22 protein-coding genes and 2 pseudogenes are annotated in these 25,802 nt (G+C 71.0%); 15 read left to right on the top strand and 9 right to left on the bottom strand.

What is annotated here, in order from left to right:
* The first annotated feature begins 69 nt into the window (after positions 1-69).
* From ACZ4SA_RS18100 to ACZ4SA_RS18065, 8 genes are all read left to right on the top strand, one after another.
* Positions 70-1,662 (top strand): TIGR02677 family protein, encoded by a 1,593-nt coding sequence (locus ACZ4SA_RS18100; protein ID WP_468275324.1) that lies wholly within the window; start codon positions 70-72, stop codon positions 1,660-1,662.
* Entirely contained in the window at positions 1,659-2,891 is a 1,233-nt protein-coding gene (locus tag ACZ4SA_RS18095) for a TIGR02678 family protein (RefSeq protein ID WP_468275322.1), read from the top strand. Before ACZ4SA_RS18100 ends, ACZ4SA_RS18095 begins: the two co-directional genes overlap by 4 nt.
* Positions 2,888-7,003 (top strand): TIGR02680 family protein, encoded by a 4,116-nt coding sequence (locus ACZ4SA_RS18090; RefSeq protein WP_468275320.1) that lies wholly within the window; start codon positions 2,888-2,890, stop codon positions 7,001-7,003. The genes ACZ4SA_RS18095 and ACZ4SA_RS18090 overlap by 4 nt, the downstream gene beginning before the upstream one ends.
* Complete coding sequence (locus ACZ4SA_RS18085; RefSeq protein WP_468275318.1) at positions 6,994-8,292, top strand: TIGR02679 family protein; 1,299 nt, start codon at positions 6,994-6,996, stop codon at positions 8,290-8,292. The genes ACZ4SA_RS18090 and ACZ4SA_RS18085 overlap by 10 nt, the downstream gene beginning before the upstream one ends.
* A gap of 184 nt (positions 8,293-8,476) precedes the next feature.
* Positions 8,477-8,911, top strand: coding sequence for a hypothetical protein (locus tag ACZ4SA_RS18080; RefSeq protein ID WP_468275316.1), 435 nt, complete (start codon positions 8,477-8,479; stop codon positions 8,909-8,911).
* An 18-nt stretch (positions 8,912-8,929) separates the two neighbouring features.
* A complete protein-coding gene (locus ACZ4SA_RS18075; RefSeq protein ID WP_468275313.1) occupies positions 8,930-9,274 on the top strand; it encodes a DUF6247 family protein in 345 nt (114 codons plus the stop codon).
* Positions 9,271-9,564: a hypothetical protein gene (locus ACZ4SA_RS18070; RefSeq protein WP_468275310.1), complete on the top strand. Its 294-nt coding sequence runs from the start codon at positions 9,271-9,273 to the stop codon at positions 9,562-9,564. Before ACZ4SA_RS18075 ends, ACZ4SA_RS18070 begins: the two co-directional genes overlap by 4 nt.
* 352 nt (positions 9,565-9,916) lie before the next feature.
* Complete coding sequence (locus ACZ4SA_RS18065; protein ID WP_468275307.1) at positions 9,917-12,079, top strand: ATP-binding SpoIIE family protein phosphatase; 2,163 nt, start codon at positions 9,917-9,919, stop codon at positions 12,077-12,079.
* Positions 12,080-12,246: 167 nt separating this feature from the next.
* Here the strand turns inward: ACZ4SA_RS18065 and ACZ4SA_RS18060 are convergent, their stop codons facing one another.
* Complete coding sequence (locus ACZ4SA_RS18060; RefSeq protein ID WP_468275304.1) at positions 12,247-13,431, bottom strand: beta-ketoacyl-[acyl-carrier-protein] synthase family protein; 1,185 nt, start codon at positions 13,429-13,431, stop codon at positions 12,247-12,249.
* 547 nt (positions 13,432-13,978) lie between these two features.
* Here ACZ4SA_RS18060 and ACZ4SA_RS18055 point away from each other — a divergent pair.
* Positions 13,979-14,470, top strand: a pseudogene (locus tag ACZ4SA_RS18055) (transposase family protein); the annotation flags it as partial.
* 29 nt (positions 14,471-14,499) lie between these two features.
* Here the strand turns inward: ACZ4SA_RS18055 and ACZ4SA_RS18050 are convergent.
* The 3 genes from ACZ4SA_RS18050 to ACZ4SA_RS18040 all read right to left on the bottom strand — a co-directional run bounded on the left by ACZ4SA_RS18050 (position 14,500) and on the right by ACZ4SA_RS18040 (position 17,381).
* The gene (locus tag ACZ4SA_RS18050; RefSeq protein WP_468275302.1) at positions 14,500-15,363 is read right to left on the bottom strand and encodes an SDR family oxidoreductase; all 864 of its coding nucleotides are present in this window, start codon (positions 15,361-15,363) and stop codon (positions 14,500-14,502) included.
* 131 nt (positions 15,364-15,494) lie between these two features.
* The gene (locus tag ACZ4SA_RS18045) at positions 15,495-16,673 is read right to left on the bottom strand and encodes a cytochrome P450 family protein (protein ID WP_468275300.1); all 1,179 of its coding nucleotides are present in this window, start codon (positions 16,671-16,673) and stop codon (positions 15,495-15,497) included.
* Between the two features lie 84 nt (positions 16,674-16,757).
* On the bottom strand, positions 16,758-17,381 hold the full coding sequence (locus tag ACZ4SA_RS18040) for a LysE/ArgO family amino acid transporter (protein WP_468275297.1): 624 nt from the start codon (positions 17,379-17,381) through the stop codon (positions 16,758-16,760).
* Between the two features lie 69 nt (positions 17,382-17,450).
* Here ACZ4SA_RS18040 and ACZ4SA_RS18035 point away from each other — a divergent pair, with 69 nt between their 5' ends.
* The gene (locus ACZ4SA_RS18035; protein WP_468275295.1) at positions 17,451-18,353 is read left to right on the top strand and encodes a LysR family transcriptional regulator ArgP; all 903 of its coding nucleotides are present in this window, start codon (positions 17,451-17,453) and stop codon (positions 18,351-18,353) included.
* A 247-nt stretch (positions 18,354-18,600) separates the two neighbouring features.
* Here the strand turns inward: ACZ4SA_RS18035 and ACZ4SA_RS18030 are convergent, their stop codons facing one another.
* The 3 genes and pseudogenes from ACZ4SA_RS18030 to ACZ4SA_RS18020 all read right to left on the bottom strand — a co-directional run.
* Complete coding sequence (locus ACZ4SA_RS18030) at positions 18,601-19,308, bottom strand: PepSY domain-containing protein (RefSeq protein ID WP_468275293.1); 708 nt, start codon at positions 19,306-19,308, stop codon at positions 18,601-18,603.
* A gap of 83 nt (positions 19,309-19,391) precedes the next feature.
* A complete protein-coding gene (locus ACZ4SA_RS18025) occupies positions 19,392-19,547 on the bottom strand; it encodes a DUF6131 family protein (protein ID WP_356636862.1) in 156 nt (51 codons plus the stop codon).
* A gap of 83 nt (positions 19,548-19,630) precedes the next feature.
* A pseudogene (locus tag ACZ4SA_RS18020) lies at positions 19,631-19,828 on the bottom strand (hypothetical protein); the annotation flags it as partial.
* Between the two features lie 389 nt (positions 19,829-20,217).
* Here ACZ4SA_RS18020 and ACZ4SA_RS18015 point away from each other — a divergent pair.
* A complete protein-coding gene (locus ACZ4SA_RS18015) occupies positions 20,218-21,423 on the top strand; it encodes a PP2C family protein-serine/threonine phosphatase (RefSeq protein WP_468275290.1) in 1,206 nt (401 codons plus the stop codon).
* A gap of 36 nt (positions 21,424-21,459) precedes the next feature.
* Here ACZ4SA_RS18015 and ACZ4SA_RS18010 read toward each other — a convergent pair whose 3' ends face one another.
* Complete coding sequence (locus ACZ4SA_RS18010) at positions 21,460-21,966, bottom strand: MarR family winged helix-turn-helix transcriptional regulator (protein ID WP_468275287.1); 507 nt, start codon at positions 21,964-21,966, stop codon at positions 21,460-21,462.
* A 241-nt stretch (positions 21,967-22,207) separates the two neighbouring features.
* Between ACZ4SA_RS18010 and ACZ4SA_RS18005 the strand changes: the two genes are divergently transcribed.
* Positions 22,208-23,086, top strand: a complete 879-nt coding sequence (locus tag ACZ4SA_RS18005) for a SigB/SigF/SigG family RNA polymerase sigma factor (RefSeq protein ID WP_468275285.1) — start codon at positions 22,208-22,210, stop codon at positions 23,084-23,086.
* Positions 23,087-23,142: 56 nt separating this feature from the next.
* Here the strand turns inward: ACZ4SA_RS18005 and ACZ4SA_RS18000 are convergent, their stop codons facing one another.
* Positions 23,143-23,652, bottom strand: a complete 510-nt coding sequence (locus ACZ4SA_RS18000) for a MarR family transcriptional regulator (RefSeq protein ID WP_468275283.1) — start codon at positions 23,650-23,652, stop codon at positions 23,143-23,145.
* A 5-nt stretch (positions 23,653-23,657) separates the two neighbouring features.
* Here ACZ4SA_RS18000 and ACZ4SA_RS17995 point away from each other — a divergent pair, with 5 nt between their 5' ends.
* The 3 genes from ACZ4SA_RS17995 to ACZ4SA_RS17985 all read left to right on the top strand — a co-directional run.
* Positions 23,658-24,332, top strand: a complete 675-nt coding sequence (locus tag ACZ4SA_RS17995; protein WP_468275280.1) for an ATP-binding protein — start codon at positions 23,658-23,660, stop codon at positions 24,330-24,332.
* Positions 24,333-24,698: 366 nt separating this feature from the next.
* A complete protein-coding gene (locus ACZ4SA_RS17990; protein ID WP_468275277.1) occupies positions 24,699-24,959 on the top strand; it encodes a WhiB family transcriptional regulator in 261 nt (86 codons plus the stop codon).
* Between the two features lie 93 nt (positions 24,960-25,052).
* A partial coding sequence (locus ACZ4SA_RS17985) for a HAMP domain-containing protein (RefSeq protein WP_468275275.1) occupies positions 25,053-25,802 on the top strand: 750 nt, incomplete at its 3' end.

Here is a 25,802-nt window from a genome sequence, read left to right as displayed (position 1 = left end):
CGGCGTGAATCAGCCAGGTCCTTTGGGTCCCTGCCGGCGGGGGCGGCGCCTGGGGGAGAATGGCCGACGATGAACGTCATCGTTTCCACCGCTTCGACCGGTCCGGAACCCGAGCCGGATGGATTCGGCCCCTTCGCCCACCTCACCGTGCCGAACACCCCGCTCTACCGCCAGGTGATGCGGGTGTTCCTCGTGGCCAAGGAGCGGTTCGCGGTTCATCTGCGTCCCGAGGACGTGCATGGGGCACTGCCGGCGGACATCCGCCCCGCCGACCCCGAGGCCGTCGTCACCGCGCTCGACAAGCTCGTCGCCTGGGGCAATCTGCGGGCCGATCCGGACACCGCCCGGGTCACCGCCGTCGAGGACTTCTACCGGAAGCGGTTCATCTACCAGCTCACGCGCGAGGGTGAGGCCGCTGAGGCCGCGCTGTCCGCCTTTGACGAGGCACTCGGGCGCCGCGGCGCGCTCCAGGCCGTCGCCCTGCACGACATCGTCACCCACCTGCGCGCCCTGCTCGTCCTGGCCGCCGAGGACGAGCCCGACCCGGCCAAGGCGCACCTGGCGCTCGACGCGCTGGCCAGCCGCTTCGCGGCACTCGCCGACAACGCCCGCTCCTTCATGGGATCTCTCCAGAGGACCATCGACCTGCACGACGTCGAGGAGGAGGTCTTCCTCGCGTACAAGGACCGGCTCATCCAGTACCTGGAGCGGTTCATCCAGGACCTGATCACGCTGGGCGGGAGGATCGCCCGGCTGATCTTTGAGCTGGAGGAGGACGGAAGGGCGGAGTCCCTGTTGAGGGCCGCCGCCGGGAGGGAGGCCGCCGACGCCTCGCCGGAGGAGTTCGAGAGTGCGGAGCGTGAGGTGTACGAGCGGTGGGCCGTGCGCTGGGCGGGACTCGGCGCGTGGTTCATCAGCAGGGACGGGCGCGAGTCGCAGGCCCGGCTCCTGCGTGGCCGGGCGCTCGGTGCGATCCCGCAGCTCCTGGCCGTCGTACGGGCACTGAACGAGCGCCGGTCGGGGCGCTCGGACCGGTCCGCCGACTTCCGGACGCTGGCCCGCTGGTTCGCCGAGGCGGCCGACGACGACGCCCGGCACCGGTTGTGGCGGGCCGCCTTCGGCCTCTATCCGGCGCGGCACCTCACCGTCGACGGCGACACGCTCACGGCCCGCGCGGCGCGGCCCGTCCCGGCCGTCACCTCGTGGGCCGAGGCGGAGCCGCTGCGGATCAGCCCCCAGCTGCGCCGCACCGGAAGTTACGAGCGGCGCGGCAAGCCCCGCAAGGTCGAGGACCGTGAGGAGCGGCGGCGCGCTCTCGCCGAGACGGCCGCCAAGCAGGCCGCGGAGACCGCGGCCGCCCGCGCCCGGCTCGTCACCGACGGCGTCATGCGCCTGTCGGGCCTCGGCGAGCTCGACCCGGCCTCCTTCGGTCTGTTCCTCCAGCTGCTCGGAGACGCGCTGGCCACCTGGCGACCCGGGATGAGGCACACCGTGGCCACCAGCAACGACGGCTCCATGGAGATCAGGCTCACCGCGCTCACCGACAGCACCACCGCCGAGATCCGCACGCCCGGCGGTGTCTTCAGCGGCCCGGACCACGTCGTCGAGATCGTCGACCTGACGGACGGAGACGAGCTGACGGACGGAGACACTGGCCGATGACCGGACCACTCGCCGAGGTGCTGGAGGGTCAGCACGCCGCCGACCTGCGCAAAGCGGCCCGGACTCTGCTCAAACACCCCCTCCTCCTCGCGCGCGGCCGGCACGCCGACGAGTTCCGACTCGTCCGCCGGCACGCGCCCGAGCTCCGGGAGTGGTTCGACCGCAACACGGGCTGGTCCCTCCTCGTGGATGCCGAGACGGCACGCCTGCGCAAGATTCCCGGCGTCCTCACCGACCCCACGCACCCGGCCCGAGACGCGAGCCGGGGCGCCGCCCCGTTCACCCGCCGCCGCTACGTCCTGTTCTGCCTCGCGCTCGCCGCCCTCGAACGCGGCGAGGCCCAGATCGCCCTCGGGCGCCTCGCCGACCAGATCGTCCTCGACGCCGCCGACCCTCGACTCGCCGCCGCGGGTGTCGAGTTCGCCCTGGAGCGCCGTGACGAGCGCCTCGACCTCGCCTCCGTCGTACGGCTGCTGCTCGACCTCGGCGTGCTGCGGCGCGTCGCGGGCGAAGAGGAGGCTTACGTCAGCGGGGTGGGCGACGTCCTGTACGACGTGGAAAGGCGAGTCCTGGCCGGCCTCCTCGCCACCCGCAGAGGCCCCTCCACCGTGCGGGCGGACGACCTTGAGGGACGGCTTGCCGAGCTCGTCGAGGAAACCGCCCTGGACAGCGACGAGCTGCGCTTCCGCGCCATGCGCAGCTCACTCACCCGCAGGCTCCTCGACGATCCGGTGCTCTACTACGACGACCTGACCGACGCCGAAGTCGGCTACCTCACCCGGCAGCGAGGCTTCCTCACCGCCCGGATCACCGAGCTGACGGGCCTCGTCGCCGAAGTGCGGGCCGAGGGGATCGCCATGGTCGACCCCGACGACGACCTGACCGACCTCCGCATGCCGGAACAGGGCACCCACGGCCACATCACCCTGCTGCTCGCCGAGCATCTCGCCGCCGCCGAGGCGCCGGTCACCCCTGGCGAACTCGCCCTGCGCGTCCGCGACCTCGCCGCCGAGCACGGCGGCTTCTGGTCGAAGTCCGCCCGGGAGCCGGGCATGGAGACCGAGCTCGTCGAACAGGCCGTCGCCCGGCTCACCGCGCTCGGTCTGGTCTCCCGTACGCCGCACGCGGTCGTGGCCCGTCCCGCCCTCGCCCGGTACGCGGTCGGCGAGACCGTCATCCGTGAGCCCGGCTCAGCCTCCGTGCCCCCGCAGCGAAAGGCCACCTCGTGACCCGCCTCCCCACCCCGCGGCGATCCCGCTGGCAGCCCCTGCGCGTCGGGCTCGTCGACCTGTTCCACTACGACGTCGAGGAGTTCCACTTCCGGGACGGGCGCCTGCTGTTGCGCGGCAACAACGGCACTGGCAAGTCCAAGGTCCTCGCCCTGACGCTGCCGTTCCTGCTCGACGGCGACCTCAGCCCGCGCCGCGTCGAACCCGACGGCGACCCCGGCAAACGAATGGAGTGGAACCTGCTCCTTGGAGGCGAGCACCCGCACTCCGAACGGCTCGGCTATACGTGGATCGAGTTCGGCAGGCTCGACGACACGACCGGCGAGCAGCACTTCCGTACGCTGCTGTGCGGACTCAAGGCCGTCAGCGGGAGAGGTATCGCCCGCCACTGGTACGCCGTCACCCGCCAACGTGTCGACCACGGCTCCACCGAGCGCACGGAGGACACGTTCCGGCTGCTCGACGCCACGGGCACGGCCCTTTCCCGGGACCGGCTCGCCGAGGCGGTCGCCGGGCACGGCATGGTGTACGACCAGGCCAAGGCATACCGCCGCGCCGTCGACGAAGCACTGTTCGGCCTCGGAGACCAGCGGTACGCCGCCCTGGTCGACCTGCTCATCCAGCTGCGCCAGCCCCAACTGTCCAAGCGGCCCAACGAAGCCGCCCTCTCCCGCGCCCTCACCGAGGCTCTGCCGCCCATGGACCAGGCCGTCATCGCCGACGTGGCCGAGGCATTCCGCTCCCTGGACGAGGAGAAGGACGAGCTGGCCGCCGCCTCCGCCGCGGAACGGGCCGCCTCCGCCTTCCTGGAGCACTACCGGCGCTATGCCCGGATCGCCACCCGCCGCCGGGCACGGCTTCCGCGGGCTGAACACTCCCGCTACGAGCGCGTGCAACGGGATCTGGCCGATGCGCAGGAGCGGCGGAGTCGCGCCGAGGAGACGCGGGCGGCGGCCGAGGAGGAGATCGGGTCCCTGGCGGAATCCGCAGAACGCCTGCGGGCCCAGGAGGCGGCCCTGCGCGAGGCGCCCGAAATGCGTGACGCCCGGGAGCTGGAGCACGCCGCGCGGGCCGTGACGCGAACGGCGCAGGCGGCGGACCAGGCGCGCGGGGACCGGGAGCAGGCGACCGCTTTTTGCACCAAGGCGCTCGGCCGGCTCGGCGCAGCCGAGAACCGGCTCCGTGCCGCGCGGCTCAGGGTCCGGGAGACCTTCGACCAGGCACGGGAGCACGCCACCGCCGCGCACATCGGTCTGCCCATGGACGAGCGGCTGCCCGAGCCCGAACTGCGGCGCGTCACCGAGGACGCCGTGGGGCGCGCCGAACGCTCCCTCGCCCACGTCGAGGGCCTCCTCGCAGCAGCCGAACAGGCCGCCGCCGCGCACCGCCGGGCGTCGGGCCGTCTCGATGAGGCGGAGACCGACCTCGCCCTGGCCGCCGAGTCCCACGGTGAGGCGGAAGAGGGCGCGGCGCGGGCCGGACAGGCGCTCCTGGACGACGTACGCGAACGCGCCCGCACCTGGACGGAGCTGGCCTTCCCCGATGAGACCGGCCTCCTCGACGAACTCCAGGAATGGACCCGTCACCTCGACGGCCCCTACCCGGCACGCGTCTACGCGGGCAGGGCGCACGCCGTCCGCTCGGCGGACCTCGCCGACCAGGCGGCCGAAGCCGGCCGCCGGGCCTCTGAGCTGGCGGAGCGCGCGGACGAGGCGCGGCGGGAGCTCGCCGCACTGGAAGCCGGCGGCGGACGCGAGCCCGAGCCTCCCGCCACCCGCACCCCTGGCCTTCGCGAACAGCTTCCGGGCGCCCCGCTGTGGCGCATGGTCGACTTCCGTGACGACCTGCCCGAATCCGACCGCGCGGGGCTTGAAGCGGCGCTCGAAGCCTCCGGCCTCCTCGACGCCTGGGTGCTCCCCGACGGTTCCGCCCTCGCCGTGAACGGGCACGACGTCCTGCTCGCCCCGTCGAGCGGACCGGTCAGCGGCCCATCGCTGGCCGACGTGCTGCGCCCGGACGTGGACCACGGTGACGGACGAGCCGCGTCCCTGGGCGAAGCGACGGTGCTCGGTCTGCTCGCCGCCATCGGCCTGGGCAGCGGGGGAGGAGCCGGGACATGGGTGGCAGCGGACGGCCGCTTCCGTGTCGGCGCGCTCACCGGCACCTGGGCCAAGCCCGCCGCCGCGTACATCGGCGAAGGCGCGCGGGAGGTGGCGCGGAGGTCCCGCGTCGCCGCGCTCGGCATCGAACTCGCTTCTCTGCGCCAGGAATCGGAAGCTGTCGCGACGCGCTCCGAGGCGATCGCAGGCCGCCGTCGCACACTTGACACCGAACTCGCCTCCGTACCTGACGAGTCGCCGCTCACCCGGGCGCACGCGCTCGTGAGCGCCGCTGCCGACACCGTACGCAAGGCCCGCAGACGGCGTGAGGAGCGCGCCGCCGAGGTGACCGAGGCGGCCGGGCGAGCCGAGCGCGCCGCCACCGAACTCACCGAGGCCGCCACCGATCTGGGGTTGCCTGCCGACCGGGCCGGACTCACCGCCGTACGTCACGCCCTCGGTTCCCTGGCTGCCACGCTGGCCGCCCTGTGGCCCGCGGTGCGCGAACAAGCCGAGGCCGCACGCCAGGTGGACGACGAGCACGCCGAGGCGGCCGACGCGGAGCGGCGGGCCATCGACCTCGCCCAGCGGGCCGAGGACGCGGAACGTGAGGCGGCAGCGGCGGACGAGCGCCACCTGACCTTGCGCTCCACCGTCGGAGCGGCCGTCGCCGAACTCGAACGGCGCCTCGCCGAGACTGCCGCGGCACTGCGGATCTGCGAGGCCGGCGAGAAAACCGCCCAACGGCGTCACGCAGAGGCGGACCGGGAGGCCGGCCGTGCCGAGGGGCGGATCGAGCAGTTGGAGAAGGACCTCACGGAAGCCGTCGGCGCACGCGCGGAGGCCATCGACGGGCTCCAGCGCTTCACCGCCACCGGCCTGGTCGCGGTCGCGCTGCCCGAACTCGTGATCCCTGCCGCCGAGGACAGCCCCTGGGCCGCCACCCCGGCCATCACGCTCGCCCGCACCATCGAGACGGGCCTCTCGTCGGTCGACGACACGGATGCCGCCTGGGAACGCGTCCAGCGTCGGCTCAGCGAAGAACTCAAGTCCCTGCAGGACACCCTGTCCCGGCACGGGCACAGCGCCTCCGCCCGCATGGTCGAGGACGGCATGGTCGTCGACATCGTGTACCAGGGCCGCGACCGGGCCGTACCCGAACTCGCCGAAGCACTCGCCAAGGAGGTCGGCGAGCTGACCCGCATCCTGTCCGCGCACGAACGGGAGATCCTCGAAACCCACCTGATCACCGAGGTCGCAGGCACCCTCCAGGAACTCATCGGTGCGGCTGAGCGCCAGGTGCGGGACATGAACACCGAGCTGGAGGACCGCCCCACCTCCACCGGTATGAGACTCCGGCTGGTGTGGCGGCTCTCGCGCAAGGCCCCGCCCGGACTCGCCCCGGCCCGCGAGCGGCTGCGCCAGTCGGCCGACGCCTGGACCGCCGAGGACCGCACGGCGGTCGGCGAGTTCCTCCAGGCCCAGATCGCCCGCCAGCAGTCCGACGACGGCTCGGGCAGCTGGCTCGAACACCTCACCGCCGCGCTCGACTACCGCTCCTGGCACGAGTTCGGCGTCGAACGCCACCAGCACGGGCGCTGGGTCCCGGCCACCGGCCCCGCCTCCGGCGGCGAACGCGTCCTCGCCGTCTCCGTGCCACTGTTCGCCGCCGCCTCCTCGCACTACGCCAGCGCGGGCAGCCCGCACGCGCCCCGCCTGGTCACCCTGGACGAGGCGTTCGCGGGCGTGGACGACGACTCGCGGGCCAAGTGTCTCGGCCTGCTGAGCGCTTTCGACCTCGACGTGGTGATGACCAGCGAGCGGGAATGGGCCTGCTACCCACAGGTCCCCGGCATCGCCATCGCCCAGCTGTCCCGGATCGACGAGTTGGCAGCGGTCCTCGTCACCCGCTGGGAGTGGGACGGCACAAGACGACAGCGCCGCGACGACCCCGTGCGGCACCCGGCACCGGACGCGGCGGGCAGGCCGGAACGGGAGCCACAGTGGAGCTGACACACGATGGGCACGCGGCGCCCGGTGCCGTACCGGTGGCGGTCACTCGCGCCGCGGTCGACGACCCCCGACTGCGCCGCCTGTTGGGCGTGCCGGAACTCGAGTGGCTCGTGGAGCGAGTGCGCGGACGGCTCGTGGCCGGGCAACCCCTGACGGGTGCCGTCTCCCTGGCCACCCCCACTCCGGGGCAGCGATCCGCGGTCGAACGGCTGCTTGCCCGACCACCAGGTGGCGGCCGTTCCCTCACCGTACGGCTGGAAGCGGTCGACGCCGTGCTGCGCCGGTCGGGCATCAGTCCGGACGGCCTCGCCGCCGCCGTCACGGCGCTCACCGGCCCCGTCACCCCGCTCGCCCAGATCAGGGCCGAGGAGGAAGCCGCCTGGGATCGGGCGTACACACCTCTTGAGGCACTCGTACGGGACCAGCCCGAGCTCGCCGCCTGGGCCGCCAGGGTGCGGGCCGACGGCCTCGCCCGGCGCCTGGGCCGTACCCCTCACTCCGTGCGCGTCCTGCTCACGGGAGTCTGCGCCGCGCTTCGCGAACTTCCGGCCGACCCCGCCGTCTCGCTGGCCGCCTTCGCCGCCCGCGTCCTCGGCTCTGCCCACGCGCTGGACGACGGCACCCCGCAGGGCACCCTCACGCTGTCCGGGATCCGCGCCCTGACCGGGTTCACCGACGGCAGCGGCGCCGAATGGCGGCGGGACGCCTGGGCATCAGCAGGCCTGCTGAAGGACGAACTGTCCTCGACGGTCCTCACCCTGAACCTGCGAGGGACCCCCGCCCTCGACTGGATGGCCGACGAGGGCGAACCGACCGTCCTGACGCTTCGCCAGCTGATCCGACGGCCACCCTCCGCCGCCTCCCCTACGGTATGGATCTGCGAGAACCCGACCATCCTCGCCGCGGCGGCGGACGCCCTCGGCCCCGCCTGCCCGCCCCTGATCTGTCTCCAGGGCCAGCCCTCGGCCGCCGCACTCGCCCTGCTGCGCCACCTGCACGGCAACGGCCCGGACCTCCGATATCACGGCGACTTCGACTGGGGTGGGATTCGGATCGCAGGCGCCCTGCTGCGCCGCGTTCCGTGGCATCCCTGGCGCTACTGCGCCGCCGACTATCGCGCGGCCCTGACCGCGAGCGACCCGGAGCTCCCGCTCAGACCTCTCACCGGGGCCCGTACCCGAACCCCCTGGGATCCCGACCTCGCCGAGGCCCTCGCGGAAGCCGGCATCCGGGTCGAGGAGGAGCGAGAACTGGATCTCCTGCTGTCCGACCTGAGGGAACGGCCCTGAACCCGGTGTCCAGGCTGCGTTTCTGGATGAGGACGGCGGCGAGGCGGCGAGAGGTCGTCCCGGCTGTGGACGTGGGGGTCTGAAGTTCAGACATGGTCGTAGTTCTAGACTGGGTCGGAGATATAGCCATGGTCGCGCTAGAGTGGCCGAGGACCCGCTGAAGGACACCTACGGAGGCCGGGCTATGACACCCCGCAAGAAGCGGGCCACACTCGCCCGCACAACTCGCCGCCCCTATGTGGATGACGCCACCTGGTGCAGCGCCGACGACATCGCCGCCGGCGATGCCCTGACCGTCGGTCACCTGCTCACCGTCCTCCTGGACCGGTATGCCGTCGGCGTCGTCGACGTTCCCCTTCCGGAGGAGGACGTGCGCGCGGGTGGACGCAGCGGGCATCTCGCCGCCATCGGAGACGCCGCCTGGGCCCACGCCGACGAGCGCCGAGCGCGTGAGGGCATCCAGTCCATGAGCGTCCTTTGTGAACTGCTGCTGCGTGAGACCGTTGCCGGACGAGTCTCGGCCGGTCTCGACGCCGCGCCGCGCGCCCAGCAGCAGACCGAGCCGCGCGAGGAAGCCGCGGGCGCCGTTACCCCGTCCCTGCTCCACTCCGCCGCCTGAGACCTTACGGAGCCCGCCATGACCGAGCGTGCCGCAGAGCCCACTGGCCCTCGCATCCCCATGCCCGAGAAGACCCCGGCCGCGCTCCGCGTTGCCGTCGGACGCCTCGACCCGACTGTCCTCGCCACGTTTGATCAGCAGTGGGATGAAGCGATGCGCCAAGCCCGCGATGAGCACACCCTCACACCGCCCCGTGCCTTCGTCGAACACTGGTGGTCATGGGTCGGAGTCGCCCGCTACCCGCAACGCCTCGCCCGCTTCCGTGAGTGCGAGCGCATCGTCAGCGAGTCGGACGATCGCGCCGCGCGCCGCGCCGCTGCGAGTGAGCTGGCTTCGATCCTCGCCGAGGCTGTCGCCGCGTGAGTGACTGGACCTGGGAGTACGAACCCAACGCCGAGAACGTCGTCGGCGGCCTGGACAAGGCCCAGCGGCTGGAGGTCGAGGCGATCGCGCAGCGGATCGCCGATGCCGTGGGAGTCCGTCGCATCGGTAAGCCCTTCGACATCACCGACGCGGCATCCGGCGTCAGGACGTTCGCAGAGGGCGCCGTGATGGTCTGGTACCAGGAGGACTACCAGGAGCGCCTCACTGCCGACGCCGGTCCGCTAGGGTCGGTTGTCTTTGCGGAGGTTGGTGGACACGAACACCAGTAACACCGACCGTCGGGTCCGGTTGAGCTTCCTGGCGTGACTGCCATCCGATGAGCAACTCTGGCGGTCGGTCGAGGGCAGAGGAAGTTGAACGCTGTCCTACGCGTGCCGGAGGCCAGCGGCTTGGCCGAGCGGGCCGTCCGCATCGACACCAGGGACTCCTCCATCCCCCCGCCTGCCATCGGCCGCAGCATCGGCGTTCGCTCACTGTCCGCGTTCACCGGGCGATCCGCTGGTGTGGGCGAAGCGACCCCCGGTGTTATTCAATGAGGTGTGCGGTCAGGGATCTCGGGGCCCCGTCGCACGGGTCCGAGTACGGCCCCGGCACTGCGCCGGGGATTGCTGAGAGAGCCGCATGGACTCCACACCCTCTCCCTCGCCCTCTTCGGCGTTCGACATGGTCAGCAGCGCCCTGGGGCGCTACATCCCGCGCGGCGGAGCGGCAGCGGCCCCCGGTCCTGCCGACGCGCGGGGCGACCGCACCACCCGCCCTCGCGTACCCGACAGCCCGGCAGCCGGCCGTCAGGATCAGATTCTCGGGGCGGTCAACCTGGACAGAGATCTGAGAATCACCCGCTGCAATCTGGACGCCCCTGTATTCGCGGGTCTGGACGCCGTGGCCGGGAGTTCTTTCGTCGACTTCCTGCCCCCCGGGGACGTACCGACGGTCACACGGCGGTTGCGGCAGGTCCTGGAGACCGGTGAGGCGCACGTCGCCCGGATCCAGCGCCTGCGGCGCGGCGACGGGTCGGAGCTGGTGGTCTCGATGAGCATCCTGCCTGCCGCGCTGCCTCACGAGGGCCTGACCGTCTCCTTGATCGCCATGGCCAGGAGGCTGCACCTGTACGCGGCGGAGACCGCGATCGGTACCTCGCTGGACATCGGCGAGACCGCGCAGTCGCTGGCGCAGTCCCTGTTGGCTTGGGGAGACGTGGCCGCCGTCGACCTCGACTTCGCCGTGTGGACGGGCGAGGGAGTCACCGGGCAGGGGCGGGGGCGCATCCGGCTACGGCGGGCGGCTCTGGTGCCGGACCGGGCGTGGCCCGAGGGCTACGTGACTCCGGGCGACGATCTTCCCAGCGATGCGAGTCGCCTGCTGGCGCAGGCGGTCCTGCGGGACGACGCCCCGCAGGCCATCGTCATACCCGACCGGGAGGCGGTCGAGCGGGTACTCGGCAGTCCGCGAGTGATGCGGGCCCTGGTGCCCGGCGACCGGTCGGCGGGTGTGGCGTGCATACCGCTGGTCTTGGACGGCGCGCCGTCCGTCGTGCTGGGCGTGGTGGAGGTCTGGCGGCGGGCGGACCGTCCCTTCCGCGACAGCGAGCTGTTCGACCTGCAGGAACTGGTTGCCAGGACCGCCCATCACGTCGACCTGGCCCGTCAGCACCAGCGCGAGCACACTCAGGTGCTGGCGTTGCAGCGGCGGCTGCTTCCCCGGACCGGCGGCGACACCATTGAGATCGCCAGCGTCTACCAGCCCGCCACGCCCGACAGCGCGGGCGTCGGCGGCGACTGGGTGAACAGCTTTCCGCTGCCGGACGGCCGTACCGCACTGGTGGTCGGTGATGTCGTCGGGCACGGCCTGGGAGCTGCGGCAACCATGGGCCAACTGAGCATGGAGGCCCGCGCGCTGCTGTCGGCGGGGCTCGCGCCGGACGAGGTACTGGAGCACCTGGACAAGACCGTGACGATGCTGGACGACGCGGAGTCCGGGCTGGCGGCCGGCTACAGCGCCCTCGGGTCGACCTGCTGCATCGCCCTCTACGACCCGGTCAGCCACCATGTGGCGCTGTCCAGCGCCGGCCACCTTCCTCCGGTCCTGGTCTCCCCGGACGGGCACGCGGGCCCGCTCGCGGTCCGCCCTCACCCCGGCCTGGGCGCCGAGTTCGCGCTGCGGGAGCCGTTCGACGTGCACATGTTCGACGCACCCCCGGGATCCCTGCTCGCTCTCTTCACCGACGGCCTGGTGGAGGATCCGGCCGTGTCGATCGACGAGGGCATCGTCAGGCTGGCGGACGCCGTGTCCGGGGTGCACCCCTGGGACTCCTTGCAGCAGGCCGCACGGCACGTCGTCTCCGCGCTGGCACCCGTGCGCCAGCGCGACGATGTGACCCTGCTGCTCGCGCGGATGATCGGCTACCGCAAGGGGGACACCGCGACCTGGCGACTGCCCGCCCGCGACGACGCCCCCGCCCGTGCCCGCTCGCAGGTGTCCGCGCTGCTGCAAGAATGGCGCACCAGGGACGACACCCGGGACAACGTGCTGCTGCTGGTCAGCGAGCTGGTCACGAACGCGGTGCGCTTCGCCGCCGGTCCCATCACGGTACGGCTGATCAGGGCCGGTCACGGCCTGCTGTGCGAGGTGGGCGACACCGGCAACGGCAGGCCATGTCTGAGCCGGGGCAGCCTCCTCGACGACGGCGGCCGTGGCCTGCACATCGTGCACAGGCTCACCACCCGGTGGGGGGTCCGGTGGACGGACTCCGGCAAGGTGGTCTGGGCGGAAGTCGCGAGGTGACGCGGCTGCGGCGCGGGGCTCGGCCGGCGTATGGGGGAGTGCGGCGAAGGTACGGTCGGCGTGCGTCAGTCGGCCCCACCGACCTTACGGGCGGTGCCCTCGGCGGTACCGGTGTCGTGACCGGTGATGGGGGCGGCCCGTTTGCTGGTACATGGCGTGGGATCGCACTACAGCCACTCGCCTTCCAGGGCGGTGGCGGTGAGACCCGGTGCCGCCGCGTACAGGACGGCGCGATTGCCTGACTTCTGCCCCGCGTCGTGTGCCCGCCGCATGATGTCGAACACGGCGGCGCCTCCGCGGTTGCCGCCGGTGTAGCTGTCCCGGCTGTAGTCCAGCAGCCCCGACGGCCACGCGTCGGGCATCGTCTGCTCCATGTACTCCAGCACCCGGGTCCCGCCGGGGTGCGCGAGCAGCACGTCGGGGTGCCAGGAGTCGGGGTTGTCCTGGTAACGGACGTGCAGCCACTCCCACATCGCGGTGACCGTCTCCTGAACGGCGCGCGGCCCGCGCCGGTCCATCACGAAGTGGGTGCCGTCCGACCGCGTATCCAGGCGGTGCAGATTTTGGGTGCCGGGCAGGGTGTGGTGCCAGGCGGCGTCCAGCCGCAGCACCGACTCGGACCTCGGGCGGCCCGTGACCACCATGGCGACCGCGGTGTCTGCAAACAGCAACCGTACGATCAGGGACTCGAGAGTGTCGTCCGCAGGCTGGTAGGTCGTGCTCAGCGCCTCCGCGATCACGACCAGGACCACCCGGTCGGGGTCCGCGGCCACCAGATCCGCCGCCAGCGCCAGGGAGCGGGTTCCCGCGATACAGGCCCACTGCGTCGCCGGCTGCAGCATCACGTCGTTGCGCAGCGGAAGTCTGTTGGCCAGGGCGATGTCCAGACCCGGCAGCGCCGGGGTGGTGGAGTGACTGGTGATCAGGCAGTCGATGTCTGCGGCGTCCAGCCCGGCGATCTGCAGGGCCCCCCGCGCCGCACGCTCCCCGTAGGACTGCACGGCCTCCCAGGCCGGCGCGGTGCGCTCCTGGACGGTCTGTGGTGCGGGTATCGTCTCGAGCGCGGCGATCACGCGGTCCACGTCCTGCTGGGTGAACCCGTCGAGTGCCAACGCCTCTTGGGCCGCCCCGATGCCGACAGCCCGCAGGCTGCCGCCGTTGCCAGGCGCGACGGCGGCCTCCAGCGGCAGCATCCACCCGCGGGTCTCAATGCCCGTGCTGGCCGCGATGCTGTCGATCCGCGGCGCCCACGCCGCGTGCGGATGCCGCCCGCGCACCTCCGCAACGATCTGACTGGTCTCCACGTCGTGCTCGCCGTGTATCACGGCAGGAGGACAGAGGTAAGCGGCCATAATGGGGCACCTTTCCATGGGAACACGAAGGAATGTCACGAGTGCTGTGTCATGGGTCACTTTGGAATTTCGCGCCCAAGACGTTGCCGATGGACTCCACTTCGGGAGTCGGTAACCGTTTCGAGCATGGACGATAAATGGATATTTCCGCTGTGATGCAGACAACTTAGCTGGCCCTTGAAATGCGTGACACGGCACACACCGCTGAAACAGGGGGCGCTCAGAGCGGTTCCGCAAGCCCTACTTGACTTACCGTCAACCGGGACGGCTACCTGGTCACTGCCGCCGGAGCGGGGCGGCCACCCTGGCGGCACGGGCCACTCGCCACAGAGACGCTCCGCGACCGGGAAGAGGTGCGCCGCGATCGGCAGGCTCTCCGACGCGATGGGCGACAGCGGATGGCGTCCCGCCGAGTGGTGCAGTCACTGAGTTCACCGTGGCTACTGATCGGGTGACGATGCAGGGTCCTCAACGGTACGAGGCTCCCGTGCCGTTGAGGGAGGTGTTCGACGTCTCAAGCCATTGACAGGAACCTCGTTGGTGTTCTGCGCCCGGCCTGCTGCGTACGCTGTGCCAAGCAGATCCCGACTACGTCCTGCTGGACGGCACCCTGGCGGAGTGCGATCGGGGTTGGCGACAGCCGGGCTGACTACTCCCACAAGCACCGCCAGCACGGGGTGAACGTGCAGGTCGTGACCGCCCGTCGGGGCGGCTGCTGTGGATCTCGCCCACGTTGCCCGGCCGCCCCCACGGCCTGAGCGCAGCCCGCACCCACCAGATCATCCGGATCTGCGAGCGCCGGGGCGTCCAGGAGCTCCGAGACCGCGCCTACATGGGAGCCGGCCCGTGGGTGACGACATCCCTCAGACGCCCGCCGGGCCGCGGCCTCACACCAACCAGCACCGTGCCGAACGGCCGGTCGACAGCGCCGAACTGCGCCCGCACGCGGCGGAGGTCCTGCGGACAGTCGCCCGCCGCATCCTGGCCTGGGCGGCGAGGTCGGCGATCGGGCACCAGGACAGCGGTACCTAGTCCTTGAGCGCGCGGTCTTCCTTTCCAGGAAGACCGCTACGCCGGAGCGTCGTCAAGGGCTTCGTCGGCTGTGGCTCGTCCTTGTCCCGTGCGGAGGAACTCTCGGGCCCCGCGCAGCCTGGTGGTGAGCCGGTGCTGTGTGGCCGTGCTGTCGAGGCGTACGTCGAGGGCCCCTGGGAAGCGGCTGTCTGCGCGTCGCCCTGTGGGCAGCCTGGAGGAGTCAATGCCGTCTCGCCGGGCGATGAGGACGCCGAGTTCGTGGCGGCTGACGGCGTCGGGGCCGGACAGGTGGAAGACACCAGCCGCGTCGGACAGCGCGAGTTCCCACAGGGCGGCTGCGAGGTCGGCGACGTGCACCGGGCAGCGAATGTCGTCCGTGAACAGGGCCCCTTCCCTCGTACCAGCGGCCAGTTCGTGCACCACGTTTTCGTAGGAGGATCCGCCGTCGCCGATGATCAGGGAAGTGCGGGCGACGACCGCGGTGGGGTGGAGGAGGCGCGTGGCGGTCTCGGCTGCGGCCTTCGCGGCCCCATAGGGGGTCACGGGATCGGGGAGGGCCGTTTCGTCGTAGCCCGGGTGGGCCCCGGAGAACACGGCGTCGCTGGAGACGTGCACCAGGCGGATGCCTCGTCTCGCCGTGATCGCGGCGAGACGGACGGGGCCGTCGGCCGTGGTCGCCCAGTCTGCCCCGCCGCTGGAGGCGTTGATCACCAGTTCCGGCGCCACCGTCCCGATGACCATTTCGAGACTGGACGGATCGCGTACGTCCAGGTGATGCCATGGGACGTTGAGGGCTTCGCCGGGGCGGGAGTTGAACGTCGCGGCCGTAGCGCCCGAATCTGCCTGGCGTACCAGCTCGGCCCCGAGGAACCCGCTCGCTCCGATGATCAGCACGGTCATGCCGATTTACGGTAGTGGGGCTTCACCCCGCGCCGCCGTGGAACGGGTGAAGCCCGCTCACCACGTCGGCGTGGACGGTGCCGGTGGCCGAAGGACGGAGAGCAGACCGGCTTCACCGTTGTAGTTCGGGCCTATGCCAGGACGGGGAGTGTTGTAAGTCCGCGGACGAGGCGGGTGCGACGCCAGCCCAGTCGATCAACCGGTACGGCAAGGCGGATCCCGGGAAATCGGGTCAGCACCGCTCGCAACGCGATCTCCAGCTCGGCTTTGGCCAGGGGCGCGCCGACGCAGCGGTGGATGCCGTGGCCGAAGGCGAGGTGAGCAGATGCGTCCCGGGCCAGGTCGAGCTGGTCCGGCGCCGGGAACCGCGCCGGGTCTCGGTTGGCTGCCCCGAGGGCGACCAGGACAGGGACGTCGGCCGGGATATTGGAGTCGCCGAGCGTGACGGCTTCCGTGGCGAAGCGGAAGGTGGCCGTACTCACCGCAGAGTCGAAGCGGAGCAGCTCGTCCAGCGCGGCAGGGACCTCATTCGGATCCGTCCGAAGGCGGTCCAGCTCGGTCGGGTGCTGGAGCAGCGTCAGGATGGCGTTGCCGAGAGCGTTGGTGGTGGTCTCGTGTCCGGCCACGAGCAGCAGCACGGCCAGGGAGACCAGCTCCTCCTCGTTCAGGTGGTTGTCTCCGTCGCGAGCCGCGATGAGTCGGTCGAGGAGAGAGCTGCCAGGGTGCAGGCGCTTGGAGGCGATGAGGCCCGTCATGTAGTCGGCCATCGCGTGGGAGGCCGTGTCGATGACGTCGGGCTCTCCTGCCGCGAACAGCTCTGCGGACCAGCGTTGGACATCGGATCGGTCGGCTTGGGGAACTCCGAGAAGCTCGCAGATCACAACGACCGGCAGCGGCACCGCCAGACCGGCCACGAAGTCGAATGGTTCGCCGGCGGGCCACTGGTCCAGCAGGTTGTCGGTGACCTGGGCGATGAACGGGCGCAGCTCCGCGACGGCCCCGGTGGTGAATGCCTTGGTCGCCAGCTTGCGCAGCCGGGTGTGCTGGGGCGGGTCGCTGGCCAGCATGGTGTGGGCGACTGCGGGGTGCAGGCGCCTCCGTGACTCCTTGCCCGCGAAGAAGGCGGCTGTGTTTTTCGAGAGCCGGGAGTCGCCGAGGGCTTCCCTGGCCTCCGCGTATCCGGTGACCAGGTAGCTGGTATGGCCTCCGGAACCGGCAGATACGGGTTGCACCGGGCACGTGGACCGCATGGCCGCGTATGCCGGATAGGGGTCCCGGAGGAAGCGGGGGTTCTTGGTCGGGTCGATCATGGCCTCAGGCTCCAACGGGTTCCGGCTGGCCGTCGTCGGCGACACGCCCCAGGCTCCTGGCGCACCATGTGGATGCCGAGGGGCTCATGCCCCCGCCACCAGCATCCCGCCCATCGTGATCATCGTGGCCGCGACCAGGCCGTCCAGGCAGCGCCACGCGGCGGGGCGCGCCAGTAGGCCGCTGACGAGTCGGGCTCCGTAGCCGAGCGAGGTGAACCAGGTCAGGCTGGCCAGTATCGCGCCGAGGCCGAAGGTCCAGCGCTGCGAGCCGTGGTCGGAAGCGACGGAGCCGAGCAGAAGCACCGTGTCCAGGTAGACGTGGGGGTTGAGCCAGGTCATCGCAAGACAGGTCAGGACGGCCCGTCGGGCGGAGCCGGCCTCGGGGCCTTGTGCGGTGAGGCCGCCGTCCGGGACGGGCCGCAGCATCCGGCGGGCGGCCAGGATGCCGTAGCAGACGAGGAAGGCGCCACCGGCCAGCCCGACCGCGGTCAGGGCGGCCGGCCATGCGGTGACCACGGCGCCCACGCCCGCCACGCCGAGAGCGATGAGGGCCGCGTCGGACACGGCGCAGACGGCGACCACCGCGAGGACGGCGTGGCGCCGCGCCCCCTGGCGCAGGACGAAGGCGTTCTGCGCGCCGATGGCGACGATGAGGGAGAGTCCGGTGCCGAATCCGGCGAGCGCCGCGCTGATGATGCCGTGGGTCATGCGCTCGACGTTATGGATCACCGCGCCATCAGTACAGCTAAAGTTTCTCACGTACCATTAGCGTTCGTGATGGACGAGCTTCCCCTGGACCAGGTACGCACGCTGCTCGCGGTGGTCGACGAAGGCACCTTCGACGCGGCCGCCGCGGCCCTGCACGTGACGCCGTCGGCGGTCAGCCAGCGGGTCAAGGCCCTGGAGCAGCGCATCGGCCGGGTGCTGCTGATGCGTACGAAGCCGGTGCGGGCGACGGAGTCCGGGCAGGTCGTGGTCCGCTTCGCGCGTCAGCTGGCCCGTCTGGAACGGGACACGCGAGCGGATCTGGGGATCGCCGACGGGCGGGGTCCGGCTCGGCTGCCCATCGCGGTCAACGCGGACTCCCTGGCCACGTGGTTCCTGCCGGCGCTGACCCGGGTGCCGCAGGACCCGCCGGTCTGTTTCGAGCTCCACCGCGAGGACGAGGCGCACACCACGGCGCTCCTGCGCGAGGGCCAGGTCATGGCGGCGGTCACCTCGTCGCCCGACCCGGTGGCGGGCTGCACCGTGCGCCGCCTGGGGCTGTTCCGGTATCTGCCGGTGGCCGCCCCCGGCTTCGCGGCCCGGCACCTGGACGGGGCGCCGGAGCGCGACCTGTGTGAGGCTCCGGTCATCGTCTTCGACCGCCGCGACGAGCTTCAGGACGCCTTCGTGCGGTCACTCTCGGGCGACGGGAGGGGCGCGAGCCGGATACGCCATCACGTGCCGACGTCGGAAGGGTTCTGCGACGCGGTGACCGCCGGGCTCGGCTGGGGAATGGTGCCCGAACCGCAGGCGGAACCGCTGCTGCGCTCGGGCGCGCTGATCGCGGTCGCGCCCGGCCGGCTCATGGACGTTCCGCTTTTCTGGCAGCAGTGGAAGCTGGACTCACCTGCGCTGGCGGCTGTTGCGGACGTTGTCGCCTCGGCGGCGGCCGAGGCGCTGCGTGCCCCGGCGTGAACCGGGGTCCGGGGCCGTCCCGGGTGTGTCGACAGGGCGGCCGGGACGGGGTGCAGGGCAGCCCCTGGGCCTGGGGCTGCCCTGACGGAGTGGGCCGACACCGACAGGGAGTCGGCCGACACCGGCACGGAATCAGGCGGACGAGTTGGGCGGACCACCGGCACGGAGTTGGGTGGACACCGGCAGGGACCGCCCGGACCGCCAGGTGAGGCTGGACTTCCCGTCTGATCTCCAACCGTACGAGGGCTCAGTCCTCGTCGACGTGCTCACCCAGGATCTCGCCGCTCGTGGCGTCGATGTCGTAGGTGGTCCTGCTCCAGTCCTGCTCGGTGACGACATCGACCGACCAGACGACCTGGCCGGAGTCGTTGTCGTCCAGCTGCACGGTCGTGACGACGCCCTGCTTCTTGTCCGTCGCGGCCTTGACCGCCTGCTGCGCCGTCCACTTGGCCTGGCCGAGGAGGTCGGCGACTTCGCGCTTCTCGTCGGCGTCCTGGTCGGGATCTACCTGGGACTGCATCACGTTGCCCGTGACCGCGTCCATGAGGACGGTGTGTTCGGTGCCGTCCTGGGTGGCGACCTTGGCCTCCCATTCGGGGCCGCCGGGGCTCGGCGCGGGACTGGCGGTGCTACCGCCCTCGTGGCGCTGCAGTTCGAGCTCGACCAGCTTCGAGCCGGAGACCTCGCCCACAGCGGTGGTGGCTGCCTTGTCCCAGGTGACCTTGGTCGCCGGGATCAGGGCCTGGCGCTCCGCCCGGTCGTCGGTGAGGCGCGACGCCGTGCCGGTGGGGCTTGCGGTCGAGGTGTACGTCGGGGTCGCGGTCGGGCTCTGGCCCGCCGCGTTGACCTTTGTTCCCTTGTCACTTCCGCAGGCCGTCAGCAACAGAGCCGCGCTGACGACGGTGCACGCGGTCAGCGCGGCTCGGAGCCGGACGTTGTGAGTGTGAACATTCATGTCGCCACGCGTAACCACGGGGCCGACCGGCGTCACGGTCTGCCCGGAAGATCACTCGATCGAGCCGCGCGCAGCGCGCCGGGTCACCAGTAGTGCTTACGGCCACCCACGGCGTGACCCAGGGCTCCCGCCACCCAAAGGATCACTCCGACGGCGATCAGCACGATTCCGATGGTCCAGAGGATGCCGATTCCTGCCACCGCACCTATGACGAGCAGGATGAGTCCAAGAACGATCATGTCGGCCTCCAGAGAGGGGTGCTTCTACAAGCCGGTTGCCCGCTTGTCACCAGGGCAAACTCTCGGGGGCTCAGGCGGGGTTGTCATGATCCAGTGCCGGGGTCGGGGCGCACCGGAGCCGTCATCCCGGCCCGCGCGGCCTCGAGCTGGGCCGAGAACGCCGTACCGGGGAACAGGGCGACGCCCGTGAGGTTCGCCCGGAGCAGCAGCGCGACAAAGGCCGTCAGCGGGCCGTACACGGCGCCGAACGATCCGCTGCGCTCCACGTAGAGGGACGGCAGCGCGTTCTCGATCGGCCCGGAGCTCGCACCCGGCGCGATCCGGGTCAGTGTGTGCTCGACGGGCCGGCCGGCACCCTCGGTGTGGAGAGTGGTGGCCACACCGAGAAGCGTGATGGTGGAGGGGGCCATCGTGAGTGCGAATGCTTGTTCGCCCCGTCTCGTGTCGGCACCTCGTCGGCGCACGCCCGCGTCCGCACTCGGGTCCGTGCACCGACCTGCGTCCAGTATCGTTGCCGTACGGCAAATGTTGTGCCGGGTTACTGGACTCGCCGGTGGCCCGCGCCGTCGTACTGTGCCATCAAGGGACGTGGGCCCGGCACGCCGGGCCTCGTGATGCCGACGAGACCCGGCACACCGAGCCCCGTGGATGCTGAAAGAAACAGGGAGACGTGGACGAATTCGCCGCTGTCGAGCGGGCTCTGCGCAGCGCAGCGCCGCACACTCTGCTGAGCGTGGTGACCGCAGCGCTCACGGAGCAGTACGGCGCCGAGCGGGTCGAACTCCGGTTGGCGGACTACGGAATGCACTCGTTGCAGGCTGTGGAGAACGTGCCCGGCACGACCGAGCCGGTGCTGATCGACGGCAGTCCGCAGGGTCGTGCCTTCGGCGCCCAGGAGCCCTTTGTGACGACCGGCGCCGGCACGGTCGAAGTGCATCTGCCCGTCACCATCCGCGGCGACCGCATGGGCGTGCTGTCCGTGCTCCTGCCCGAGGACCGCTGTGCGCCGACGCTCCTGGCGGAGATGCAGCACATCTGCGAGGCGCTCGGCCACGAAATCCTGGTCGCCGAGCGCGACACGGACCTCTATGTGCTGGCACGCCGAGCCGCCCGGCTGACGCTCGCGGCGGAGATGCAGTGGCAACTGCTGCCCGGGCGCTCCTGCGCACGCCGGGAGTTCGCCCTCGGCGCGCACCTCGAGCCCGCCTACGCGATCTTCGGCGACAACTACGACTGGTCGGCCTCCGCCGACCATCTGACGCTGACCGTCACCAACGGCATGGGGGAGGGGATCGAGGCGGCGCTGCTGACGAACCTCGCTGTCAACGCGCTGCGCAACGCCCGTCGCGCCGGTCTCGATCTCGCCGGTCAGGCCGAGCTTGCGGGCCAGGCCGTGTACGCCCAGTACCACGGAAGCGCATACGTCTCGGTCCTGCTGCTGCGCTTCGACCTCGGCGCCGGCGAGGTGGAGGCCGTGGACGCCGGCTCACCACGCATGTGGCGGCTGCGTGAGCGCACGGTGGACTCCGTTGCCTTCGACGCCCAGCTGCCGTTGGGGATGTTCGAGGACACGGTCTACGCCCCCGAGCGCTTCACGGTGCTGCCCGGTGACCGCCTGCTGTTCGGGAGCGACGGCGTGTACGAAGCGTCGTCCCCGTCGGGGGAGGCATACGGGCAGAGGGCGCTGGCGCGCTCGCTCCTGGCTACGAGGCTGCTGCCGCCGACCCAGGTGCCGGGCGCCGTGCTGCGCGAACTCGCCCGGTATCACGGCGAAACCCCGCTGGACGACGACGCGCTGGTCGTCTGCCTCGACTGGTACGGGCGCGAGGACGATGACGATGTGGACGGCGGTGCGCCGAGCGTGCAAGCACGCTGACGGGAGGTGGCCGGTGGGTGTCGCGGTCCGTCCGTTTCAGGCGGAGCGCGACGAACTGGGCGGTGGCCCGTGCTCCTGGACCGGGTCCGCCGCCCGGATGGCGTCACGGAAGTCGTTCAGGCCTTTGAGCAGCGCTTCGCGCGCCGTGGGTGTCATGTCGCCGATCGGCGCCAGGAGCATCTCCTCGCGCCGCGACCGCAGCTCGGCCAGGTGGGACTTGCCGCGCCCGGTCAGACGCAGGGTCAGTTCGCGCCGGCTCACCGGGCTGGGGGTGCGCTCGACGAAACCCAGTGCCTCGAGGCGGTCGCAGAGGCGGCTGACGGACGGCGGGGCGGCCCCCAGCAGATGGCCGAGCCCGCGGAGATTGATTCCCTCGTCGCGCTCCAGGCTGTACATCACGCGCAGCTGGGACACGGACACGGTCGACGGGGCTGCGACGTCCCGGCCGCGCTCCCACAGGGCCTCGAGGAGTTCCACGACCTGGCAGGCGGCCCGCGCGGCTTCGGCCGACCACTGCGGACGGGGGGCGGGACTCGTCGTCATACCTGCACACTCCGCATCGGATCCGGATCGCAACCGTATGTCCCTTGCATGTACCCACCCGGGGTGAGCGTATCTGCGCAGTGGGGGCTTCCCTCGAGGTGGCTGCCGGTGGGCGCCGCGAGGTTCCGCCGGGGGTCCCCTTCCCGACTTGACCAATTCTTGCGTTAGGGCAACTGTTGTGAGGGAAGAAGGGTTCGGGACGGTGGGCCGAGGCACGGTGTGCCGACAAGAGGGAGGCGTCATGGCCACGGTGACAGCAGCGACAACGGAGCAGCCGCAGTACCTGGATGAGAACTCTGCTTCCGACCGCCCGGGCGGCGAGTGGCTGCCGCGCGTCGACGACGCCTCGGCGATGGCCACCGCGGACGCCCGGTCGCTCTCGAAGGTGTTCTTCGACAGGCTGCGGCGGCTCGAGGAAGGCACGCCGGAGTACCAGTACGCACGCAACACCTTGATCGAGATGAACGTCTCGCTGGTCAAGTACGTCGCGCGCCGCTTCCGGAACCGCGCGGAGCCCGACGAGGACGTCATCCAGGTGGGCACGATCGGCCTCATCAAGGCCATCGACCGGTTCGACCTCAGCCGCGAGGTCGAGTTCACGAGCTTCGCCGTCCCGTACATCCTCGGCGAGATCAAGCGGTCCTTCCGGGACACGAGCTGGGCCGTGCACGTGCCGCGGCGGCTCCAGGAGCTGCGGCTGGAGCTGGTGCGGGCGTCCAGCGAGCTGTCCGGCACACTGCACCGCTCCCCCACGGCAGCGGAGCTGGCCGACCACCTGGGGCTGCCCGTCGAGGAGGTCTCCGAAGGCCTGGTCGCCATGAACGGCTATGTGGCCGGCTCCTTCGAAGTGCCCAACACCGAGGGCGGTGACAACGGCGAGGGCTCCATCGCAGACCGCTTCGGTGACGTCGACCCGGCTCTCGATCTCGTCGAGGATCTGCAGGCGCTCAAGCCCCTGCTCGAAGAACTCGACGACCGGGACCGTCTCATCCTGCAGCTCCGCTTCGGCGACGAGCTGAAGCAGTCGGAGATCGGAGCGAGGCTGGGCATCTCCCAGATGCAGGTCTCACGGCTGCTCAGCCGCACACTCGCCAAGCTGCGAGAGGACATGCTGACCTAGGATTTCCGTCGGACGGGCTGGGCAGGGGGAGCAGGCCCTGACCCCGGGAAGCCGGATCAGGCCGAGCGGGCGTCCTTGGCCGAGGAGTTGCGGTGTGCAGCGGCGGGTCCCGCGTCGCCCAGTGCGTCCTGGAAGCTTGTGAGCCCCTTCAGCAGGGCGTTGCGCCCCGACGGCGGCATGCCGGCGATCACGGTCAGGAGAGCCTCCTGCCGCTTGGCCCTCAGGTCGCGCAGGTACGCCTTGCCACGAGGGGTCAGATGCAGTTCCAGCTCCCGTCGGCTGACCGGACTCGGCAGCCGCTGGACGAACCCGAGAGCCTCCAAGCGGTCGCACAGGCGGCTGACCGACGGCGGAGTCGATCCGAGCAGCTCGCCCAGCGTGCGGAGGTTGATCCCCTCCTCGCGGTCCAGGCTGTACAGCACGCGGAGCTGCGACGCCGACACGGGAGTCGGGGACACCATGTCCCTGCCGCGTTCCCACAGCACTTCGAGGAGCTCGATGAGCTCTCGGGCAGCACGAGCGGTCTCCTGCTGCCGGCCACGGGGAGCAGCGGGTTTCGCGTCCATAGGGGGTGACACTCCGAATCAGACGTTCTCGGCCGGTCGCCGCACAACACCCTATCTTTCCACCGAAGAGGTCCCCGCGGTGCCTTGCGCACCGGCTCGCCAGGATTCGAGGCTGCCGCGGGGGCTCTTGGGCAGGCTCGCCCCCTGATCGTGCTGTCGAACGCCGCCGGCGCCGACCGGGCTCGGCGCTTGGTTACGGATTCCATGCATGGTGTCACTCCGGGAAACCGGGGAAAACGGGGAAGCCGAGTGGACGCAGGGACGCGTCGCGGAGTCGGCACCGAGAAGGAGGCACCCGTGATGATCGTTGGTTCGGCGGAAGCGGATATCGGCGATGCACGTCACGCCACTTCGGACATGTGGGCCGAGCATGCCCGCACGCTGATGTGGACGACGTGGTCCTGGTGGTTTCCGAGTTGGTGACCAATGCGGTCAGGCACACCGCCGGCTGGTGGCGATCGAGCGTCCAGGTGCACCGGAACCGGCTGGTCGTCGACATCGACGACGCCGACCGGGCCCACCCCCTGGACCGGCCGGCCGGCTTGGCTGCCACCGGAGGTCGGGGCCGGCACATCGTTCAGCGGCTGGCCGGCGATGTCGAGGTGCTGGAGCGGTCGAGCAGCAAGACCGTGCGTGCCGGCTGGCCCTGCGGCTCAGCCGCAGCCCCGCACTGCGCCTGACGCGCCCCGGCCGCGTCTCCGCCAGGCCCGGCGCGGCCGCGTTCGCGGGGACGGCGACTCCGCCGGGCAGGCAGGGCAGTTCCCGGACCCGGCGAATGGCGCTGCCCGAGGGCCCACGTGCAGATGGGACCCGAAGGTCTCGTGTGCACCCCGGACCCGACTGCCTCACGTGTATACACGGAACACACACAATTCCTGTGCGCTTCTTCCTCTGTTGGCCGGGGCCGACGCGAATCACCCGATGGGACAAGCCTGTTCGGGGCGTCGGTAGTTTGAGCCCGGTTCCATCGGTGAGTCGAAAAGGACACCCGTGGAGCACCGGGCGTGAGACCGCACAATTCAGCAGAAAGGATGGATGACCGCACTATGAGGAACTGGCGAAATGACGCGGCCTGCCGCGACGAGGACCCGGAGCTGTTCTTTCCCATCGGCACCACGGGGCCGGCGCTGATGCAGGCCAAGGAGGCGAAAGCCGTATGCCGGCGGTGCCCTGTGGCCGAGAAGTGCCTCGAGTGGGCGATGGAAGTCGGCCAGGACTCCGGGGTATGGGGCGGGCTGGACGAGACCGAGCGCCGCGCGCTCAAGCGCCGCGCATCCCGCCGGCGCGCCAAGGCTGCCGAAAGCTGACGTTTCCTCCGCGAGCCGCGCCGGGGTACTCTGCCTCGTAATTTGTCGTATGACAACGGTCATGCCGACGTGCCGAGGCGTTGAGGATTGGTCATGGCTGATACGACGGTCGAGAACTCGCGTCCGGTACCGCGGTCACGTACGCGTGCCGGGGGCAAGGTGGGAGAGCCGGAGCTGCGACAGCTGCTGGCCGGGCTCACCGCCGTACGCGACGGCGACTTCGGCACCCGGCTGCCGGACGAGGCGGACGGCCTGCTGGGCGAGATCGCGGGTGTGTTCAACGGCATGGTGGACCAGCTGTCGCTGTTCACCTCCGAAGTGACCCGGGTCGCCCGCGAAGTCGGCACCGAGGGAACCCTGGGCGGTCAGGCGGAGGTCCCCGGGGTCCTCGGCACCTGGGCCGACCTGACCGATTCGGTCAACGCGATGGCGGGCAACCTCACCACCCAGGTCCGTGACATCGCCCACGTCGCCACGGCCGTCGCCGGGGGTGATCTGTCGCAGAAGATCGACGTGGACGCGCAGGGCGAGATCCTGGAGCTGAAGAACACCATCAACACGATGGTGGATCAGTTGTCGTCGTTCGCCGACGAAGTGACCCGCATGGCGCGGGACGTCGGCACCGAGGGGATCCTCGGCGGCCAGGCCGACGTCAAGGGAGTCTCCGGCACCTGGCGTGACCTGACCGACTCCGTGAACTCCATGGCGGGCAACCTCACGGCCCAGGTGCGTTCCATCGCCCATGTGGCCACGGCCGTCGCCGGGGGTGATCTGTCGCAGAAGATCGACGTGGACGCGCAGGGCGAGATCCTGGAGCTGAAGAACACCATCAACACGATGGTG

The organism is Streptomyces sp. NPDC027962 (assembly GCF_055566095.1).
This window is presented reverse-complemented; position numbering and strand designations above follow the sequence as displayed.

Excerpts from the sequence above, each read along its gene's own strand:
- ACZ4SA_RS18100 (WP_468275324.1), top strand. The coding sequence starts at position 70 with ATGAACGTCATCGTTTCCACCGCTTCGACCGGTCCGGAACCCGAGCCG.
- ACZ4SA_RS18095 (WP_468275322.1), top strand. The coding sequence starts at position 1,659 with ATGACCGGACCACTCGCCGAGGTGCTGGAGGGTCAGCACGCCGCCGAC.
- ACZ4SA_RS18080 (WP_468275316.1), top strand. The coding sequence starts at position 8,477 with ATGACACCCCGCAAGAAGCGGGCCACACTCGCCCGCACAACTCGCCGC.
- ACZ4SA_RS18075 (WP_468275313.1), top strand. The coding sequence starts at position 8,930 with ATGACCGAGCGTGCCGCAGAGCCCACTGGCCCTCGCATCCCCATGCCC.
- ACZ4SA_RS18065 (WP_468275307.1), top strand. The coding sequence starts at position 9,917 with ATGGACTCCACACCCTCTCCCTCGCCCTCTTCGGCGTTCGACATGGTC.
- ACZ4SA_RS18060 (WP_468275304.1), bottom strand. The coding sequence starts at position 13,431 with ATGGCCGCTTACCTCTGTCCTCCTGCCGTGATACACGGCGAGCACGAC.
- ACZ4SA_RS18050 (WP_468275302.1), bottom strand. The coding sequence starts at position 15,363 with ATGACCGTGCTGATCATCGGAGCGAGCGGGTTCCTCGGGGCCGAGCTG.
- ACZ4SA_RS18045 (WP_468275300.1), bottom strand. The coding sequence starts at position 16,673 with ATGATCGACCCGACCAAGAACCCCCGCTTCCTCCGGGACCCCTATCCG.
- ACZ4SA_RS18040 (WP_468275297.1), bottom strand. The coding sequence starts at position 17,381 with ATGACCCACGGCATCATCAGCGCGGCGCTCGCCGGATTCGGCACCGGA.
- ACZ4SA_RS18035 (WP_468275295.1), top strand. The coding sequence starts at position 17,451 with ATGGACGAGCTTCCCCTGGACCAGGTACGCACGCTGCTCGCGGTGGTC.
- ACZ4SA_RS18030 (WP_468275293.1), bottom strand. The coding sequence starts at position 19,308 with ATGAATGTTCACACTCACAACGTCCGGCTCCGAGCCGCGCTGACCGCG.
- ACZ4SA_RS18025 (WP_356636862.1), bottom strand. The coding sequence starts at position 19,547 with ATGATCGTTCTTGGACTCATCCTGCTCGTCATAGGTGCGGTGGCAGGA.
- ACZ4SA_RS18010 (WP_468275287.1), bottom strand. The coding sequence starts at position 21,966 with ATGACGACGAGTCCCGCCCCCCGTCCGCAGTGGTCGGCCGAAGCCGCG.
- ACZ4SA_RS18005 (WP_468275285.1), top strand. The coding sequence starts at position 22,208 with ATGGCCACGGTGACAGCAGCGACAACGGAGCAGCCGCAGTACCTGGAT.
- ACZ4SA_RS18000 (WP_468275283.1), bottom strand. The coding sequence starts at position 23,652 with ATGGACGCGAAACCCGCTGCTCCCCGTGGCCGGCAGCAGGAGACCGCT.
- ACZ4SA_RS17990 (WP_468275277.1), top strand. The coding sequence starts at position 24,699 with ATGAGGAACTGGCGAAATGACGCGGCCTGCCGCGACGAGGACCCGGAG.